The organism is Bradyrhizobium yuanmingense (assembly GCF_900094575.1).
Classification (GTDB): domain Bacteria; phylum Pseudomonadota; class Alphaproteobacteria; order Rhizobiales; family Xanthobacteraceae; genus Bradyrhizobium; species Bradyrhizobium yuanmingense.
In genome coordinates this window covers 592,246-609,531 of sequence record NZ_FMAE01000003.1, presented here as the reverse complement: position 1 = coordinate 609,531, position 17,286 = coordinate 592,246, and the positions used below count along the sequence as shown (strand labels likewise).

Annotated in this window: 16 protein-coding genes; 9 read left to right on the top strand and 7 right to left on the bottom strand. The window is 64.7% G+C overall.

The window, feature by feature from the left end; all coding sequences use genetic code 11:
* Positions 1-44: 44 nt before the first annotated feature.
* Positions 45-653: a response regulator transcription factor gene (locus GA0061099_RS12585; protein WP_036022016.1), complete on the bottom strand. Its 609-nt coding sequence runs from the start codon at positions 651-653 to the stop codon at positions 45-47.
* Positions 654-852: 199 nt separating this feature from the next.
* On the opposite strand from GA0061099_RS12585, the gene GA0061099_RS12580 reads away from it, so the two are divergent.
* Positions 853-1,881: an AraC family transcriptional regulator gene (locus GA0061099_RS12580; protein WP_036022014.1), complete on the top strand. Its 1,029-nt coding sequence runs from the start codon at positions 853-855 to the stop codon at positions 1,879-1,881.
* Positions 1,882-1,883: 2 nt separating this feature from the next.
* Here GA0061099_RS12580 and GA0061099_RS12575 read toward each other — a convergent pair whose 3' ends face one another.
* A complete protein-coding gene (locus GA0061099_RS12575; protein ID WP_074447705.1) occupies positions 1,884-3,095 on the bottom strand; it encodes an NnrS family protein in 1,212 nt (403 codons plus the stop codon).
* 129 nt (positions 3,096-3,224) lie between these two features.
* On the opposite strand from GA0061099_RS12575, the gene GA0061099_RS12570 reads away from it, so the two are divergent.
* Positions 3,225-3,935, top strand: a complete 711-nt coding sequence (locus tag GA0061099_RS12570) for a Crp/Fnr family transcriptional regulator (RefSeq protein ID WP_036021991.1) — start codon at positions 3,225-3,227, stop codon at positions 3,933-3,935.
* Between the two features lie 105 nt (positions 3,936-4,040).
* Here the strand turns inward: GA0061099_RS12570 and GA0061099_RS12565 are convergent, their stop codons facing one another.
* On the bottom strand, positions 4,041-4,238 hold the full coding sequence (locus GA0061099_RS12565) for a DUF1858 domain-containing protein (protein WP_035998817.1): 198 nt from the start codon (positions 4,236-4,238) through the stop codon (positions 4,041-4,043).
* A gap of 179 nt (positions 4,239-4,417) precedes the next feature.
* The gene (gene hemN / locus GA0061099_RS12560; protein WP_036021990.1) at positions 4,418-5,770 is read right to left on the bottom strand and encodes an oxygen-independent coproporphyrinogen III oxidase; all 1,353 of its coding nucleotides are present in this window, start codon (positions 5,768-5,770) and stop codon (positions 4,418-4,420) included.
* Between the two features lie 165 nt (positions 5,771-5,935).
* Between hemN and GA0061099_RS12555 the strand changes: the two genes are divergently transcribed.
* The 5 genes from GA0061099_RS12555 (at position 5,936) to GA0061099_RS12535 (ending at position 11,365) form a co-directional block, all read left to right on the top strand.
* Positions 5,936-6,136 (top strand): hypothetical protein, encoded by a 201-nt coding sequence (locus GA0061099_RS12555; protein ID WP_035998787.1) that lies wholly within the window; start codon positions 5,936-5,938, stop codon positions 6,134-6,136.
* Positions 6,137-6,438: 302 nt separating this feature from the next.
* Positions 6,439-7,536 carry a copper-containing nitrite reductase gene (gene nirK, locus GA0061099_RS12550; protein ID WP_036022006.1) on the top strand — a complete coding sequence of 366 codons (1,098 nt, stop codon included), beginning with the start codon at positions 6,439-6,441 and terminating at the stop codon, positions 7,534-7,536.
* Between the two features lie 58 nt (positions 7,537-7,594).
* Positions 7,595-8,473, top strand: coding sequence for an SUMF1/EgtB/PvdO family nonheme iron enzyme (locus tag GA0061099_RS12545; RefSeq protein WP_036022002.1), 879 nt, complete (start codon positions 7,595-7,597; stop codon positions 8,471-8,473).
* Between the two features lie 164 nt (positions 8,474-8,637).
* Positions 8,638-9,663 carry a Fe(3+) ABC transporter substrate-binding protein gene (locus GA0061099_RS12540; RefSeq protein WP_035998784.1) on the top strand — a complete coding sequence of 342 codons (1,026 nt, stop codon included), beginning with the start codon at positions 8,638-8,640 and terminating at the stop codon, positions 9,661-9,663.
* A 67-nt stretch (positions 9,664-9,730) separates the two neighbouring features.
* Positions 9,731-11,365, top strand: a complete 1,635-nt coding sequence (locus GA0061099_RS12535; RefSeq protein WP_036021988.1) for an ABC transporter permease — start codon at positions 9,731-9,733, stop codon at positions 11,363-11,365.
* Positions 11,366-11,446: 81 nt separating this feature from the next.
* On the opposite strand, the gene GA0061099_RS12530 is transcribed toward GA0061099_RS12535, so the two are convergent.
* From GA0061099_RS12530 to GA0061099_RS12520, 3 genes are read right to left on the bottom strand one after another with little or no spacing between them, the layout of a single operon-like run.
* Complete coding sequence (locus tag GA0061099_RS12530; RefSeq protein ID WP_036021985.1) at positions 11,447-12,082, bottom strand: GNAT family N-acetyltransferase; 636 nt, start codon at positions 12,080-12,082, stop codon at positions 11,447-11,449.
* Between the two features lie 21 nt (positions 12,083-12,103).
* On the bottom strand, positions 12,104-12,754 hold the full coding sequence (locus tag GA0061099_RS12525; RefSeq protein WP_036021982.1) for a CoA transferase subunit B: 651 nt from the start codon (positions 12,752-12,754) through the stop codon (positions 12,104-12,106).
* 18 nt (positions 12,755-12,772) lie between these two features.
* Positions 12,773-13,480 carry a CoA transferase subunit A gene (locus GA0061099_RS12520; protein WP_035998773.1) on the bottom strand — a complete coding sequence of 236 codons (708 nt, stop codon included), beginning with the start codon at positions 13,478-13,480 and terminating at the stop codon, positions 12,773-12,775.
* 287 nt (positions 13,481-13,767) lie between these two features.
* Between GA0061099_RS12520 and GA0061099_RS12515 the strand changes: the two genes are divergently transcribed.
* A complete protein-coding gene (locus GA0061099_RS12515; RefSeq protein ID WP_036021980.1) occupies positions 13,768-15,651 on the top strand; it encodes an AsmA family protein in 1,884 nt (627 codons plus the stop codon).
* A 188-nt stretch (positions 15,652-15,839) separates the two neighbouring features.
* Entirely contained in the window at positions 15,840-17,225 is a 1,386-nt protein-coding gene (locus tag GA0061099_RS12510; protein ID WP_036021978.1) for an ABC transporter substrate-binding protein, read from the top strand.
* The last annotated feature ends 61 nt before the right edge of the window (positions 17,226-17,286 follow it).

The window sequence follows — 17,286 nt, the reverse complement described above, 5'->3', positions numbered from 1 at the left end:
TGTCTGTGGAACGCTCGGTGGTCCGGGCGGCTTCAGGCCTGGGCCTAAGAGCCCTGGCCGAAAATGCGCCGGAGCAGATCGGTCACGTTCTTGGCGCCGGCCTTCTTCAGGACGCTGGCGCGGTAACCTTCGACCGTCCGCGCGCTCAGATGCATCCGCCGGGCGATCCCCTTGTTGGTGAGGCCGGCGGCAAGATGCTCGAGCACGTCGGCTTCGCGCGCGGTCAGAGGCTCACAGCCCGGCAGCCAGCGTTGCCGGATCGCCCCGGGTTGCGCGAATTGATCGATGGCGGCATCGATCCGGTTGACGATGTCGTGGGTGCGGAACGGCTTTTCGATGAAGTCGGTCGCGCCGCTCTTGATGGCGTCAACCGCCATGGCGATGCTGCCATTCGCCGACGTCACCAGCACCGGCGCCATGCAATTCTCCTCGCGCAGCTGCCTGAGCACCTCGAGAGCGGAGCGATCCGGCGGCATCTCCAGCAGCACACAGGCCGGCATCCGCGTCTTGGCTTCCGAGAGCAGAGAGGCACCATCGGCAAAGCAGATCACGTCATAGGCGCTCTGTTCGAGCGCGGCGGAAAGTTGTTCGCGGGAGGCGGCGTCAGTGTCGATGACGAATACCTCGCCCTTGGAATGCATGTTCCCCGGCATAGTCCCGATCCAGCAATGTCTTGGTCAAATGGCCCGAGACGGCCGGGCCCCGTCGCGCCCGCCGTCAATGCGCACGGCATTCACGCCAGTGCATCGGTTTTCCTTATGTATGCGCCGCCGGGTTCCCCGATTTGACCTATTGAGACAGAAACTTTACATTTCGAGACATCTGCGGGTATGGCTGGCAGGAACGGTTTGCATGACCGACCTCATTCGCAGCGCAGGCTTGAGCTGTTACCCCGACGTCGCGCGGTCGGTCGGGCTGGACCCCAGCCAGATGATGCGCAAGGTCAGGCTCCCGCTGGCCTGCCTCGACCAGCCCGACATCCCCATCGCCGTCACCGGCCTGCGCCGCCTGCTCGAACTATCGGCAAAGGCGTCCGGTGCCGAGGATTTCGGCCTGCGTCTTGCCGAGCGCGGCGGCCTCACCAATTTCGGCGCGGTCGGCCTGATCGTGCGCGAACAGGCGACCGTCGGCGAAGCGATCGAGGCGTTTTCGCGCTTCATCCATATCCATCACGACGGCATGCGGCTCGACGTCACGCGTGACGAGCGGACCGTGACCATCACGCTGCATTTGCGCGGCCGGCAGCCGCGCGCGCCGCGGCAGTCGATCGACATGGCGCTCGGCAGCGTTCAGCGCATCATCCAGTCGCTGTTCGGAGGCGATTGGCGGCCGCTGGAAGTGCATCTGCATTATCCGCCGCCGCACGACCGCAAGCGCTACCGCGACTTCTTCGGCTGCCGGGTGAGCTTCAATGCGGACGACGATGCGATCCTGCTGTCCGCGCACGACATGCAGCGCCGGATCCCGAGCGCGCATCCCTTGATCGCGAACTACCTGCGCAAGCGGATCGAGGCGATCGAGAGCAGGCCGGCAAGCTGGGAGGCAAAGGTCGACGAGGTGGTGCGGAGCCTGCTCGCCAGCGGCGATTGCACGGTCGAGCGCGTCGCCGAGCATCTGGCCTGCACCCGCCGCACCATCCACCGCCGCCTCGCCGCATCGGGCACCAGCTTCTCGGCCATCCTGGACGCGCAGCGCGCCGATCTCGTGGTCGAGCTGATCGAGGATCACACCCGGCCGCTGGCCGACATCGCGGTGCAGCTCGGCTTCTCCGCGCAGAGCGCCATGGCGCGCTGGTTTCGCGGTCGCTTCGGCTGCACCATCACCGATTGGCGCAAGGGCGTGCGGCCTCGCTCCGCACCGCCCTCGGCAGGTGCAGCCTGACTTCAGCGCGCGGGGGCGGGCACGCCCATCGTGGCGAGCGCCCGCCGCCCGCTGCCGGCGAGCAGCGGACCGAACGCGACGGCAAATCCGAGGAAGGCGAGGATCCAGCCGCAGGCAGCGACGTACAGCAGCACGTCGCCATACGCGGGCAACACGACGGCACCGATTCGGGCCAGAGCCGCGATGACGATTGCAGCATAGATTGCCTGGACCGCCGGCGAAGCCGTCAGCGCCTGTCCGGTATGGCCGAGGCTGGCGCGGGTCATCACCGCGAGCGTCATCGTTCCCGCAGAACCCGCCATCCAGGCATGGATGCCGGCGCTCGGCGGCAGCTCGCCGAAGGCGGCCACAGCGTTCAGGATGAAGCCGAGCGGCACGAAGACATAACCGACATGCAGGATCAGCAGCAGCCGCTCCCGCGTGGTGCGGTCGCCGGCCCAGCGTGCAAGCCGAACCAGATGCAGCACGCCGACTGCCGCCATCGCGACGCCGGTGATCATGTTCAGCGGTGCCGCGATCCATGCGATCAGCGCCAGCGCGCTCAAGCCGATCACCGCGCCATCGAATCGTCCGAACGGCACCGGCAGGCGGCCGGGATTGAACTTGACCAGCCAGTTGCGGGTGAAGCTCGGAATGATGCGGCCGCCGATCAAGCCGATCAGCAGGACGACCACGCCGATGCCGACGCGGATGCTGACGTCGGCCGCGCCTGCGTAATGCGTCTCGACATGGAAGGCGACGTTGCCGGCGAGCAGAACCAGCACCAGCCCCACCACCGGCAGGTTGCGCCAGTTGCCGCCCGCGATGATCTCGCGCGTTGCGGCGGCAACGACCAATGCCAGGAACGCGGCATCGACGACCAGTGCAAACGTCCAACCGGTATTCGCCGACAGCGTCACCGCGACGCGTCCGGCAAGCCAGACCGTCACCAAGCCCGCGAGCGGCGCGCCCTGGATCGGCAGGCGCCCCGTCCAGTTCGGGATGGCGGTGAAGAGGAAGCCGGTGATGACGGCCGGCAGGAAGCCATAGAGCATCTCGTGGATGTGCCAATCGCGCGGCGCGAATGCGGAACTCACCGACAATTCGCCGTAGAACATCGGCAGCCAGACCAGGATCGACAACGCCGCCTGGATTGCGGCGAGCAGGAAAAAGGGGCGAAAGCTGTTCGCAAACAGCGGCCAGCCCGTAAAGTTGCGGGATCGGGCGCCAGCCATGGGTCAACTCCAATCAAATCAGACTGTTGCTTGGAAAAATACTGCCACCGGGCGGCCTCGTTTTGCGCTAACGCAAACTACCTGACGATTGCAGGTGCCATCACACTCCCTGATGCCAGGGGAGGCAGAATGGCCAAGGTCGACACATCGCTGGTTGCGCATTTGCCGCTGTTTGCGGGGATGACGCCGGAAGCTCTCGACGAGATCCTGCGTGAGGCCCGCTCGGCGCGCTATCCCAAGAACAGTGCGATCTTCGAGCAGGGGGCGGACGCGCAGTCCTTCTTCCTGCTGCTGCACGGCCATGTCCGCGCGGCCAAGACCACACCTGCCGGCGAGCAGATCGTGGTGCGCTATGTCACGCCCGGCGAGACGTTCGGGCTCGCGATGGCGATCGGAGCCGCGCGGTATCCGGCGACGGCCATGGCGGTCGACGACAGCGTCGTGCTGATCTGGCCGACTTCGGCCTGGCCGCGGCTGGTCGAGCGGTTTCCGGCGCTTGCCGCCAACACGCTCCAGACCGTCGGCACGCGGCTGCAGGAAAGTCACACCCGCATCCTGGAAATGTCGACCCAGCAGGTCGAGCAACGCGTCGCGCACGCGCTGCTTCGCCTCGCCAAGCAATCCGGCAAGAAGCTCGACCACGGCATCGAGATCGACTTCCCGATCAGCCGCCAGGACATCGCGCAGATGACGGGCACCACGCTGCACACCGTCAGCCGCATCCTGAGCGGCTGGGAGAGCCAGGGCCTGGTCGAGAGCGGCCGCCAGCGCATCATTCTGCGCGAGCCGCACAAGATTGTGGTTCTGGCGGAGCGGAGCGTCGACAGCGGCACGGCGTGAGAGACACCTCTCTGCTCAAGTCAGGGATGAGGCGCGCTTCCGCTTACGGCGAAAGCGCGCTCATCATCCGGGAACCCACGCACACCTGCGCGATTCCTGATCGTTTCACGCCGGCACGCACTCGATCAGCGCGGCGAGGAACTTGTCGCGGTCAATGCCATGCTCGCGGCAGGCGTCATCGACCGTGTGGAAGGTCGCGATCGGACAGCCGACGCAAGCCATCCTGAAGGCGAGAAACACGCGGATCGTGTGCGGCGCCGAATGCATGATGTCATCGACCAGATCGTCGGATCGGAAGGACATGGACAACTCCATTCCGATCGACGATAGCGACGCGGGACCGAGTTTCTTTGTTGGAGCGCAAGCTGGCTCGTCATTGCGGGGCGCGCGTAGCGCGAACCCGGAATCCATCGAGCAGCAACCAGTGCAGTGAAATGGATTCCGGGTTCGCGCCAAGAGGCGCGCCCCGGAATGACGGGGGGCTACACCGCCCGACTGTGCAACTGCTTGCCTGGATCCAGATGCGCATCGAACGCAGCGGCGACGCTGCGGACCAGGAAGCGCGAGTCCTTGGCGACAGCGAGTCGATCGCCCTCCACCCTCACGACGCCGTCGGAAATCAGCGGCTTCAGACGCGAGGCAGATTTCAGCATGGCGCCGGCCTCCGCGCCATGGCGCGCGCAGATGTCACCGAGATCGGCACCGAACTCGCACATGATGCGTTCGATAATGTCGGCGCGCAGCCGGTCGTCATCGGTGAGGCCGTAACCCTTCGCGGTGGCGAGGCGGCCGGCAGCGATGCTCTGCGAATAGGCGCCGATCTGCACCTCGTTCTGGACATAGCCCTGCGGCAGGTGCCCAATCGCGCTGGCGCCGAAGCCGAGCAGGACTTCGCTCCGGTCGGTGGTGTAGCCCTGGAAGTTGCGCCGCAGCGTGCCCTGCTCGAACGCCGCGGCCATGGCATCGTCGGGCCGCGCGAAATGATCGAGCCCGATCTGCACGTAGCCGGCCTCTTTCAAGGCATTGGCGATGGCGCAGGCCTGGTCGTGGCGCGCAAGGCCGTCTGGCAACACGCCTTCATTGATCATGCGCTGGTGCTTCTTGAAGGCTGGCACGTGAGCATAGCCGAACACCGAGAAGCGGCTGGGTGAAAGCGCGAGGCTGCGTCGCACCGTCTCCAGGCACGAAGCCACTGTCTGGTGCGGCAGTCCGTAGATCAGGTCGAAGTTGACACCCTCGATCGCAGCGCCGCGGAGCATCTCGACCACGGAGGCCGTCTGCGCGAAGCTCTGCACACGGTTGATCGCCCGCTGCACCACCGGGTCGAAGCTCTGCACGCCGAGGCTCGCGCGGTTGACGCCGGAGAGCCGCATCGCCTCGACCATGTCCGCGCTCAATGTACGGGGATCGATCTCGACCGCGATTTCCGCCGAGGGCAGCACGAAGAATTCCTGGCGCATCGTCGCCATCAGCTCGGCAAAGGCGTCCGGCGCCATGATCGTCGGCGTACCGCCGCCGAAATGAATGTGCTCGACCTTGATGCGGTGGCCGATGGTTTCGGCCGTCAGCGCGATCTCTCTGCGTAGCGTCCGCTGGTAGCCGGCGATCAGTTCGTCGCGGCGGACGATCTGGGTATGGCAGCCGCAGTACCAGCACATCTCGCGGCAGAACGGCACGTGCAGATAGAGCGAGGCGCTGGCGGCCACGGGCAGCTCCGCCAGCCAGCGGGCATAGGCGTCCGGACCGATCGCCGGCGTGAAATGCGGTGCGGTCGGATAGCTGGTATAGCGTGGCAGGCGTTCCTCGCCGTAGATCGCCGCAAGATCAGCTCTCATAAGTTACCCATTCGTAAATGCCCGCCGCGCGCGAGACATCGCGGCAAATCACGGAATGAATTCAGATAACCCGGATCGGCGGACGCGGCTTTGCGCTCGCGCAAAGCGCGGATACCGGTTCCCGGCCATGGTGAGAAAAAATCGCGGCCATCCGGAGCGTTCGCCATGAGGCTTTTCGCACTCGAACTCATTCTCTCCCTGCTCGACGTCCGCGGCCATATCCCGCGTTTCGACGACTTCCGGCCGGCCCCGGCCGCGCCGGCCCCCGCCGGCGCGGTGCGCGCCCTGGCGGCCGCGATCGCCGTCTTCGTCGCGCTGTCATTGGCGATCTGGGGATTGGTCTGGCTCGCCGTGAACCTGCTCTGAACGGACGCGCCTTCGCCAAGGCCTGTCTTGCGATCTCGTCCACGCGCATGAGCGGGGCAACCGAGATCGTCATCCAGCTTGAACATGCAAACGAGTTGCCGCTGAGTTGACGCTCGGCCTCGATCGGCATCGCGCCTGCGGACGCGGTGAGTTGCCATCGCCGATCCCGCTCCTTCGAGAAATCTAGGTCATGTTGCCGAACGCGAATCCGGCGGAAGCTTGTCGCAGCACAAACACGCTTGCCGCAATCGGCGCACACTGCACTCCGTCATCAAAACCATTTCAGATGAAGGATGCTTCCGATGTTCACCCGCAGAGCCGCATTGATCAGCGCCGCCGCGACCGCCCTGATGTTGGCGATCCCGGCTTTCGCCGCCGGCGATCTCAAGCTGCCGCGTCAGAAGGTAGAGCTGGTCGCTCCGCCCTTCGTGCACGCGCACGAGCAGGCCACGACACAGGGCCCCAAGATCGTCGAGTTCAGGATGACGATCGAGGAGAAGAAATTCGTTATCGACGACAAGGGCACCACCTTCCAGGCGATGACGTTCAACGGCTCGATGCCGGGCCCGCTCATGGTCGTGCACGAGGGTGACTATGTCGAGCTGACGCTAGTAAATCCCGCGACGAACACCATGCCGCACAACATCGACTTCCATTCCGCGACCGGCGCGCTCGGCGGCGGCGAGCTCACGCTCATCAATCCCGGCGAGCAGGTCGTGCTGCGCTGGAAGGCGACCAAGACCGGCGTGTTCGTGTATCACTGCGCACCGGGCGGCCCGATGACCCCCTGGCACGTCGTCTCGGGCATGAACGGTGCCGTGATGGTGCTGCCGCGTGAGGGGCTGAACGACGGCAAGGGCCGCGCGCTGAAATACGACAAGGTCTACTATATCGGCGAGCAGGACATGTACGTGCCGCGCGACGAGAAGGGCAACTTCAAGTCCTACGAATCGCCGGGCGAAGCCTTCACCGAGACCGAAGAGGTGATGAAGAAGCTGACCCCGACCCATGTCGTGTTCAACGGCAAGGTTGGCGCGCTCACCGGCAAGAACGCGCTCACCGCGAAGGTCGGCGAGAACGTGCTGATCGTGCACTCGCAGGCCAATCGCGACAGCCGTCCGCATCTGATCGGTGGCCACGGCGACTATGTCTGGGAGACCGGCAAGTTCGGCAACGCGCCCGAGGTCGGGCTCGAGACCTGGTTCATCCGCGGCGGCTCGGCGGGAGCTGCGCTGTACAAGTTCCAGCAGCCCGGCATCTACGCCTATGTCACGCATAACCTGATCGAGGCGGCCAGTCTCGGCGCCACCGCGCACTTCAAGGTCGAAGGCAAGTGGAACGACGATCTGATGATGCAAGTGAAGGCGCCTGCCGAAATACCTCCTGCCAGCACCAACTAGACGCGACGAAGGGGCCGGTCATCGCCGGCCCCTTTTTTCCTTCTGCGGAGGAATGATTGTGCTGATCGCATTCAAGCTCAAGCTGGCACTTGCCTGCGCGGCCGGGCTTGCGGGGCCGCTGGCCGTTGCGCCTCTGGTCTCGGAGCTGACGATGCGCCATGCCGTCGGCGAGCCGGCCTTGGTCGAGGTCGCCCCGGGCAGCTTCGCCTATCGCGAGGCCGGCGATTTCACCCGCGGCGGACAGCAGGCGGAAGCGCCGATGCGCACCATCCGGATCAACCGGCCGCTGCGCATCATGCGGAATCAGGTCGCTTCATCCGACTATCAGCATTGCGTGCAGGATGGCGCCTGCCGCGCACTCGATCGCGACGTCGCAATCGCCCCCGATCGCCCAGCAGTGCAGGTGAGCTGGCACGATGCCGAGGCCTACGCAGGCTGGCTATCGCGCAAGACCGGCCATCAATACCGCCTGCCGAGCGACGAGGAATGGGCCTTTGCCGCCGGCTCCAGATTCCGGGATGACGGGGTACCGGTCGATGCAAGCGACCCTTCGAAGCGCTGGATCAGCCGCTATGAGCGCGAATCCGAACGCGACCTCTCCGACACCACGGCTCATCGCTTCGGCAAGTTCGGCCCGAACGAGCATGGCGTCGAAGACCTCGCCGGCAATATCTGGGAGTGGACCGCGACGTGCTTCGTGCGCTCGCGTGTCGATGATTCCGGCAATCCCGGCCGCGCGACCGTGAATTGCGGCGTGCGCGTCGCCGAGGGTGCGCACCGCGCCTATGTCACCGACTTCATCCGCGACGCCCGTGCCGGCGGCTGCGCCCAGGGCGTGCCGCCCGCCAATCTCGGCTTCCGCCTGGTGCGCGAGGAGACGTCGTGGCTGGCCAGCGTCTCGCAGCGCCTGAGCAAGATGAGGCCGGCAGGATCATAGGGCGTCAATTATTTCCCATGACCGTCGCTTCAGTATTAGAATGAGTCTAAAAGATACTTTGGAATTGCTCTAAGCTTATGCTCTCGCGACATCGCGTCGCTAACGTTGGCCCCCCGCCTGCGCTACTCAATCGGCGTTCAATCTCGCGCCTGGGAGCAGCCCTTATGATCTATCTTCGCGTCCTCGCCGCGTCTGCGGCGGTGTTGAGCCTGACCACGTCTTTCGTGTCGGAGGCAGCCGCCAACGGCGAGGTCAACGTCTATACCTACCGCGAGACCAAGCTGATCCAGCCGCTGTTCGATGCGTTCACCAAGGACACGGGCATCAAGGTCAACGTCGTCTCCGCAAGCTCCGGTCTGGAGCAGCGCATGAAGGCGGAAGGGGCCAACAGTCCGGCCGACGTGCTGCTGACGGTGGACATCGGCCGCATCGACGAGGCCGTGCAGGCCGGCGTCACCCAGCCGATCAAGTCGGAGGCGGTCGACAAGGTCGTGCCGGCGCAATATCGCGATCCGGATGGACACTGGGCCGGCATCTCCATGCGCGCGCGCGTGATCTATGCCTCGAAGGATCGCGTCAAGCAGGACAAGATCACCTATGAGGAGCTCGCCGATCCCAAGTGGAAGGGCAAGATCTGCATTCGCTCGGGCCAGCACATCTATAACAACGCGCTGTTCGCGGCCTACGCGGCCAAGTACGGCGAAGCCAAGGCCGAGGAATGGCTGCGCGGCCTGAAGGCCAATCTCGCGCAGAAGCCGTCGGGCGGCGATCGCGAAGCCGCGCGTGACGTCGCCGCCGGCAAATGCGATATCGGCATCGGCAACACCTATTACTGGGCGCTGATGATGAACAACGATCCCGAGAAGAAGCCGTGGGCGGAGGCGACCCGCGTCATCCTGCCGACCTTCGAGGGCGGCGGCACCCACGTCAACCTCTCCGGCGTGCTGCTCGCCAAGAACGCGCCCAACAAGGCCAACGGTACCAAGCTGATCGAGTGGCTCGTCAGCGAGCAGGCGCAGCAGATGTATGCCGACCAGAACTACGAATATCCGGTTCGGAGCGGTGTCGCCGTCAATGCGACCATCGCCGGCTACGGCAAGCTCGTCCCGGATCCGTTGCCGATCGCAAAGATCGCCGCCAACCGCAAGGCTGCGGCCTCGCTGGTGGACAAGGTCGGCTTTGACAACTGATCTCTGGCGGCCCACGTCTATCGAACTGCTGGAAGCTACGAGCACACGGCCTCGATCGAGGGGCCGTGTGCGCGCCGGTCGCGCCGCAACCGCCATCGCGATCGCAACCGCGGTCCTGGTCGCGGCGCCCGTGATCTCGATCGTTTCGCTGGCTTTGCAGCCGGCATCCGATGTGTGGCACGACCTGATCAACTACGTGCTGCCGGCCGCCCTTCTCGACACTGCCCTTCTGCTCGTCGGGGTCGGCGCGGTCACACTTTTGATTGGCGCAGGCACTGCGTGGGTGATGTCGCGCCACGATTTTGCCGGCCGGGGCATGCTGCTGTGGCTGATGCCGCTGCCGCTGGCGATTCCGACCTATCTTGCGGCGTACGTCTATGCCGATCTGTTCGAACCGCTGGGCCTGGTGCATCGCACCCTGGCGATCTGGCTGCCGTTGGGCGATGCCCTCGGCCTTCTGCCCAACCTCCGCTCGCTGCCGGGCGCCATCTTCGTGATCGGGCTCGTGCTCTACCCTTACGTCTATCTCTCGGCGCGTGCGACGTTCCAGGTTCAGTCAGCCGAATTCGCGGAAGCGGCCACGACGCTGGGCGCCGGCCGATGGACCATCTTGTGGCGCGTTTCACTGCCGATGGCGCGGCCGGCGCTGGCGGTCGGCGTGGCGCTGGTCGCGCTGGAAACGCTCAACGACATCGGAGCCAGCGAATATCTCGGCATCCGCACGCTGACGGTCTCGATCTTCACCACCTGGCTCAACCGCGGCAGCCTTGCCGGTGCAGCGCAGCTCGCATGCCTGATGCTTGCGATCGTCGCCGGCCTGATCGCGATGGAGCGTTACGGCCGTCGCAACGCCAGCATCGAATTCTCGGCCGAAAGCCCACATGTGAGGCGGCGAACCCCGCTGTCGGGCGCAAGAGCGTCGATTGCCTTCACGGTCTGCGTGCTGCCGGTGCTGATCGGCTTCGTGGTCCCGCTGCTCTATCTGGCGCATCAGGCTCTCGGCCGCGGCCTGCTTGCAAATTTCGACCCGCTGCTGTGGCGGCACACCTTCCATTCGTTTGCCTTTGCAGGGCTCGCGACGCTCATGGCCTTGATGCTTGCGCTCGCCACGACGATCGCGCACCGCTCGCGGCCGGATCCTCTGCGATATGTCGCGCTTAGCATCGCGCAGGCCGGATACGCGCTGCCGGGTCTCGTCATCGCTCTCGGCCTGCTCACCCCGGTCCTGGCGGTCGACAATGCGCTGAGCGCGGTCGCAACCTGGACCGGACGTTCGCTTCCCGGGCTGATCCTGGTCGGCTCCGGGATGGCCGTCGTGATCGCCTACACGATTCGTTTTCTGGCTGTGCCGGTCGGCATGATCAAGGCCGGGTTCGACAGCATTCCGAGCGACTATGACGAGAGCGCGCGCGCGGTCGGCGCAGGCCAGGGGGTCATGTTGAGGCAGATCTATCTGCCGTTGCTCCGGCCCGCGATGCTTGGCGCCGTCATCATCATGTTCGTCGATTGCCTGAAGGAGCTGCCGGCAACGCTGCTCCTGCGGCCCCTCAACGTCGAAACACTGTCCACGTCGATCTACCAGTACGCAAGCCGCGGCAATTTCGAGGACGGCGCGCTCGCGGCCCTCCTGATCATCGCGGCCAGCATCGGCCCGGTTGCCTGGCTGACCCGGTTCTCCGAGGTGCCGAGCGGCCCCGCTTGACGGGGCACATCGTCCGCACATTCATAGCGCCTCGACCAATTGATAGCAAACGCTTGGTTGTCGCCGGCGCCTGCAACCTGCTCAAATCTTCCGCGCGAACATGCGAAAACCGGGCGCGCCGATGATTGCCTCGAAATTCGGATCGCGCCTCTCTTCCGCGAAGACAAAACCCGCCTTTGCGTAGGCGCGCTCGGCCGGCTCGTTGCCGATCAGGAACGATATCGTCGCCCGGGCAAACCCAGCTGCCCGCCCTTTGTCCAGCGCATGCGCGATCAACGCCTGCATCAAGCCGCGACCACGATAGGCAAGGTCGGTCGCGACATGCTCGATCATCCAGTCGCCCTCGCCACCCTGGACCCAGCAAGCTCGCGAATAGGCACCGCGCTGGCGGATGGCGTCGAGCTCTGACGCCGTGAGCCCAATTGAGAGACCGACCTCTTCGACCGCGCGCCATGCCGCAGGTCCGGTGCCGGCCGCCGGCACGCCGCAAAGTGCAGCAGCGGGCTTGCCATCGATCTCGGCGACCAGGAACTGCGAAAAATGCCACATCGACACCGCCCGTGCGACGGCGACGCGCGCGACGAAAGCGAGGCACTCCGCTTCCGGCCAGCCGAGCGCCACGTCGAACCAGCCGCGCGGCCGGTGGCCGCGCATCGAATTCAGGATGGTTTGTGCGATGAATTCGGCATCTTCGGGACGCGCGGAGCGTATCGTCATGCGCGCCCCTTTACGACGACCCTACGTGTTCTTCAGCGCGACGCGGAATTCGGCTTCGGTCTTGGACTTGATCTCATCCAGCGTGACGCCGTCGGCGAGCTCGATCAGCGCCATGCCGCCATCGCCGTGCTTGTCGATGGTGAAGACGGCAAGATCAGTGACGACCATGTCGACGACGCGCTCGCCGGTCAGCGGCAGATTGCACTTTTTCAGCAGCTTCGGGCCGTCCTTGGCCGAATGCTCCATCACCACGATGACGCGCTTGACGCCGGCGACGAGATCCATCGCGCCGCCCATGCCCTTGACCATCTTGCCGGGGATCATCCAGTTGGCGAGATCGCCGTTCTGGGCCACCTGCATGGCGCCGAGGATCGACAGATCCATGTGGCCGCCGCGGATCATGCCGAAGGAATCCGCGCTCGAGAAATACGAGGTCGAGGGCAGCTCGCTCACCGTCTGCTTGCCGGCGTTGATGAGGTCGGCGTCTTCCTCGCCCTCATAGGGGAACGGACCCATGCCGAGCATGCCGTTCTCGCTCTGCAAGGAGACGTCCATGCCATCGGGGATGTAGTTCGAGACCAGCGTCGGGATGCCGATGCCGAGATTGACGTAATAGCCGTCGCGCAATTCCTTCGCGGCGCGCGCGGCCATCTGTTCACGGGTCCAGGCCATGTGAGTCTCCTGTTGCGCTTAAGCGGCGGTACGCGGGCGGGTGTTGCGGAATTCGATGCGCTTCTTGGCCGTGCCGACCTCGACGATGCGCTTCACGAAGATGCCGGGCGTGTGGATGTGGTCGGGATTGAGTTCACCGGCGGGAACCAGATGCTCGACCTCGGCCACCGTGATCTTCGCGGCGGTCGCCATCATCGGGTTAAAGTTGCGCGCGGTCTTGCGGTAGATCAGGTTGCCGGCGGTGTCGCCCTTCCAGGCGTGCACGATGGCGAGGTCGGCGAACAGGCCGCGCTCCATCAGGTACTTCTCGCCGTCGAATTCCTTCACTTCCTTGCCTTCGGCGATCAGCGTGCCGACGCCGGTCTTGGTGTAGAAGGCCGGGATGCCGGCGCCGCCGGCGCGGATGCGCTCGGCCAGCGTGCCCTGCGGATTGAATTCGAGTTCCAGCTCTCCGGCGAGGTATTGCTGGGCGAACAGCTTGTTCTCGCCGACATAGGACGAGATCATCTTCTTGATCTGGCGGGTTTCAAGCAGGCGGCTGAGGCCGATGCCGTCGACGCCGGCATTGTTGGAGACCACGGTCAGGCCCTTGACGCCGGAATCCCGGATCGCGTCCGACAGCTCCTCGGCAATGCCGCAGAGGCCGAAGCCGCCCGACATGATCATCATGTTGTCTTTTAGAATGCCTGACAGCGCCGACTTGGCGTCGGGATAGACCTTGTTCATGCAAAAAACCTCGACTGAACCTTGGGCTGGCGGGCGTCGCGCCTCATTGGCGGCGATTATTAGGCGAAATCGTCCGAAGCCGTCAATGATACGGGGTTCTCCGCTCCGCCCCCGGGTGATAGAAGCTGCCCATGCCGTGGGCATAACCGCGTAGCGGCCTTGAAAGCGTCAAGAAAACCCATCAAGTTGCGGTACTTAACACCATAGGATCTGGGCGTCGGCACAGACGTTACGCGGCCCGCCCTTCTGGCTCCAACGACCAACCCGATCAGGACATGCCATTGACCATGGCCCAAGGAATGAAGCGCCTCGGGACGCCGATCGCGGCGCTGCTCGGCGTCGCGCTGATCGCCCTGATCGCGACCTCCTGGCTCATCAACCGCGACGCGCTGCGCAAGGCGGTCGAAGCGCAGATCCGCGACGTCACCGGGCTCGAGCTCAATGTCGCAGGCAGCATCGAGATCTCGGTGCTTCCGGCGAGCTACATCTCCTTCCGCGACGTCGGCCTCAAGGGCGGCGGCACCAGCGCTCCCGCGCTCCAGGTCGACGTGCTCACCGCGAATTTGCGGTTGCTGCCGCTCCTGCTGCAGCGTTTCGAGATCGCCGACCTGACGCTGCTGCGGCCGCGCATCCACGTCAGCCTGAAGCCGGACGGCGAGAGCAACTGGACGCCCTTCATCCAGACCATCGCACGCACCATGAAGCCCGGGGCCGAGAACCAGGTCTCGTTCTCCGAAATCCGCATCCAGGACGGCGTGCTCGACTACGAGGACGTTGCCACGCATGCCACCGAGAAGCTCGAGGACATCGACCTGTCGCTGGCCTGGCCTTCGATCTCGCGCTCTTTTGCCGCGACCGGGCAGTTCGACTGGCGCGGCGAGCGCGTCGACGGCTCGATCAGCTTTTCCGATTTCGTCGCCGCCCTCTCCGGCGACCGCTCCGGCCTGAAGGCGCGCATCGCCAGCGCGCCGCTCAAGCTCGCCTTCGACGGCAGCGTCGCCAACCGCACCAGCGCGATGATGGAGGGCACGCTCACTGTGGACAGCCCGTCCTTGCGCAACGCGCTGCGCTGGACCGGACAGCCGCAGCCCGGCAGCGGCGGCTTCGGCCGCTTCGTGCTGAAGGCGCGCGCCAACGTCGTCGGCGCCTCGATCGCGCTCACCAATGTCAACGTCGAGCTCGACGGCAATGCCGCCGAAGGCGTCATGACCTACGCCAATAACGGCCGGCAGACGCTGCAGGCCACGCTCGCCGCCGACGCGCTCGACTTCACTCCTTATATCTCGACGTTCCGCCTGCTCGCGAGTGGGGCGCGCGACTGGAACAGGCAGCTGTTCGACCTCCAGGGATTGTCGACCACCGACCTCGACATGCGCCTGTCGGCGGCCAAGCTGACGGTCGGACCCACGCGGCTCGGCCGCACCGCGATCGGCGCCAATTTGCGCAACGGCACGCTGGCGCTCTCGGTCGGCGAGGCGCAGGTCTATGGCGGGATCGCCAAGGGCTCGTTCGGCATCGCGCGGTCCGATACGGTCGCCGACATCAAGGCGCAATTCCAGTTCACCGATGTCGATCTGCAGGCCTGCGCCACCGAGCTGTTCGGCCTCAACAAGCTATCCGGCCGCGGCAACATCAACGTCTCGCTGTTCGCCTCGGGCTCGAGCCCGTTCGGCCTCGTGCAGTCGCTCGACGGCAGCGCCACCGTGACCGGGCATAACGGCGCGATCGCGGGCTTCAATGCCGAGCAGCTGCTGAAGCGGCTGGAGCGGCGGCCGTTGTCGGGCGGCGGCAATTTCCGCAGCGGCTCGACGCCATACGACAAGCTCACGATCGCCGTGAAATTCTCCGACGGCATCGCAACCGCCGAAGACATCCGCATCGAAGGCCCGGCGGCCAAGATCACGCTGACCGGCACCGCCTCGGTGCCGGCCCGCGAATACGACATGAAGGGCGTGGCGAGCCTCAACACGGCGTCCGGCTTTCAATTGCCCTTCATGGTGCAGGGCCCCTGGGACGATCCCCTGATCTTTCCCGATCCCGAAAGCCTGATCCGGCAGTCGCCGGCGGCGTCTCCCTTCCTCGATCTCCTCAAGCAACGCATCACGGGTGGAAAGCGCCCGGAGGGATCGCCGACCGCCGAAAATGCGAAAGAGGGCGCGAAGTCGAACTGACGATTGTGCGCCGTGGAGCGCGCGCGAATTGATCCCGGTGAATTGATGCGGCGATTGGATCGATGCGCGCATGATGCATCTCCGACGCGCTACGACCTTGGTCCGACAAGATGCGTTGATTGCGCTACCACCATGCGCTAGTGTTTTATACGACCGGTTAAAACACCGGCCGTTTGAGGGAGAAAAACGTGAAATCCAAGGTTATTGGCGCAGTTTCATTGGCGGTCGCTGCGGTTGGGCTGTTTGCCGCCACTGCGCCCGCATTTGCACAACAGAAGACGATCACGGTCTGGTGGGTCAAAGGCTTTTACAAGTCCGAGGACGAAGCGCTCGCCGAGACGATCAAGAAGTTTGAAGCCAAGACCGGCATCAAGGTCGAATTGTCGCAATACGCGATCCAGGACATGATTCCGAAGACCGTCGCAGCGCTCGATGCGGGCACCGTGCCCGACGTCGCCTATTCCGACAGCTACGACGTGCAGGTACAGGGCAAGTGGGCCTATGAGGGCAAGCTCGAGGACCTCACCGACGTCATGGACCCGATCAAGGGCCGGTTCGTGCAGAACACGCTGGACGCCTCGATCCTCTACAACGACGTCGCCAAGAAGAAGGCCTATTACGGCTTCCCGCTGAAGCAGCAGAGCATGCACGTCCAGATCTGGAACGACATGCTGGAGAAAGCCGGCTTCAAGCAGAGTGACATCCCGAACGACTGGACCGGCTACTGGAGCTTCTGGTGCGACAAGGTGCAGCCGGCGATCCGTAAGGCCACGGGCCAGCGCATCTATGCCGTAGGCCAGCCGATGGGCGTGGAATCCACCGACTCGTTCCAATCGTTCTACACCTTCATGGACGCCTACCACGTCAAGCTGGTCGACGACGACGGCAAGCTGCTGGTCGACGACCCCAAGGTCCGCGACGGCCTGATCAAGGCGCTGAAGGACTACACCGACACCTACACCAAGGGCTGCGCCCCGCCCTCCGCGACCACCTGGAAGGACCCGGACAACAATGTCGCCTTCCACAACAAGACGATCGTGATGACCCACAACTTCACGATCTCGATCGCAGCAAAATGGTACGAGGAGTCACAGAACCAGAACCTCACGCCGGAACAGCGCGAGGCCGGCAAAAAGGCTTATGAGCAGGACATCGTCACGGCGTCCTTCCCCAAGGCTCCCGATGGCTCGACCATCAAGTATCGCTCCGACGTCAAGACGGGTCTGATCTTCACCGCGGCCAAGAACAAGGCCGAGGGCAAGCAGTTCCTCAACTTCCTGCTGCAGGAAGAGAACATCCGTCCCTACATCGAGGGCGCGCTCGGCCGCTGGTTCCCGGTGACGAAAGAAAGCCAGGAAAGCCCGTTCTGGCAGGCCGACAAGCACCGCAAGGCCGTCTACACCCAGTTCAAGGGCGGCACCTCTCAGTTCGACTTTACCAGGAACTGGAAGTTCACGATCTTGAACAATGAGAACGTGTGGGCGAAGGCGATGAACCGCGTCGTCAGCGAGAAGGTTCCGGTCGACAAGGCCGTCGACGAACTCATCGCCCGCATCAAGCAGGTCGCGGGCTGAGTCGTCCGCCCATCTCTCCGCGTTGCGGGGGAGAGTGCAACAACAACAACACCGGCCGCGT